The sequence below is a fragment of the Pseudomonas violetae genome (genome assembly GCF_023072615.1).
In the GTDB taxonomy this organism is placed as follows: Bacteria; Pseudomonadota; Gammaproteobacteria; order Pseudomonadales; family Pseudomonadaceae; genus Aquipseudomonas; species Aquipseudomonas violetae.
Genome location: NZ_JAKNRW010000092.1, coordinates 1 through 1,062 on the forward strand (window position 1 = coordinate 1; position 1,062 = coordinate 1,062).

General features: G+C 63.7%; 1 protein-coding gene. It reads left to right on the plus strand.

Translation table 11 applies throughout. From position 1 onward, the window contains the following. A partial coding sequence (locus tag L9059_RS30575; RefSeq protein WP_247296949.1) for a DUF2868 domain-containing protein occupies positions 1 to 1,062 on the plus strand: 1,062 nt, incomplete at both ends.

Sequence of the window (1,062 nt, forward strand, 5' to 3'; positions counted from 1 at the left end):
CTGAGCAGCGCCCTCAGCCATTGGCTGCAAGGCGCTCGACTGGCGCTGATTGTCCTGGCTGCACTGGCGTTGATCAGCGGCGCCGGCCTGGCGCTTGCCGCTCTGGGCGACGGGCAGCCCCCGGTCAATGTGTTCTGGGCCATGGGCAGCCTGCTCGGCCTCAACCTGATTTTACTGCTGAGCTGGGCCCTTGGCCTGATGTTCGCCGGCGAGCACAGCGCCAGCCTAGGTCGTTTGTGGCTGTGGCTCAGCGAAAAACTCGCCCGGGACACCAAAGCCGCGCAACTGCCGCCCGCCCTGTTGCTGTTGCTGCAACGACATAAGCTCAATCGCTGGGCGATTGGCGTGCTGGTCAACGGCCTGTGGTTGCTGGCAATGCTCAGCGCACTGGTAATGCTGCTGACCCTGATGGCCACACGGCGCTACGGCTTCGTCTGGGAGACAACCCTGCTTGATGCCGACACCTTCGTCGCCATGACTCATGCCCTGGGCGCCCTGCCCGCCTTGCTCGGTTTCAACATTCCGACGGTCGAGATGATCCGCGCCAGCGGCGATGCGGCGCTGAATATTGAAAGTGCCCGGCAAGCCTGGGCCACCTGGCTAGTCGGCGTGCTGGTGGTCTACGGAGTTGTTCCACGCCTGCTCCTGGCACTGTTTTGCCTATGGCGCTGGAAAACCGGTCAGGCAAAATTGCGCCTGGACCTGAACCTGCCAGGCTATGCGCAACTGCGCGAAAGGCTGATGCCCAGCAGTGAACGGCTGGGCATCAGCGATGCCGAGCCCGAGCAGTTGCATCGAGTGGAAAGCAGCACCCGCGACTTGCAAAGCGAGGGCGCGTTACTGGTCGCCATCGAGCTGGACGATCAACGCCCGTGGCCGCCGCAATTGCCAAAAAATGTTAGCGACGCGGGGATTCTCGACAGCCGTGAATCGCGGCACAAATTGCTCGAACAACTCAGCCGGTTTCCACCCGCACGCCTGGCCATTGCTTGCGATCCGCGGCGTTCGCCGGATCGCGGCAGCCTGGCGCTCATCGCGGAACTGGCGCGCAACGCCAGCGCC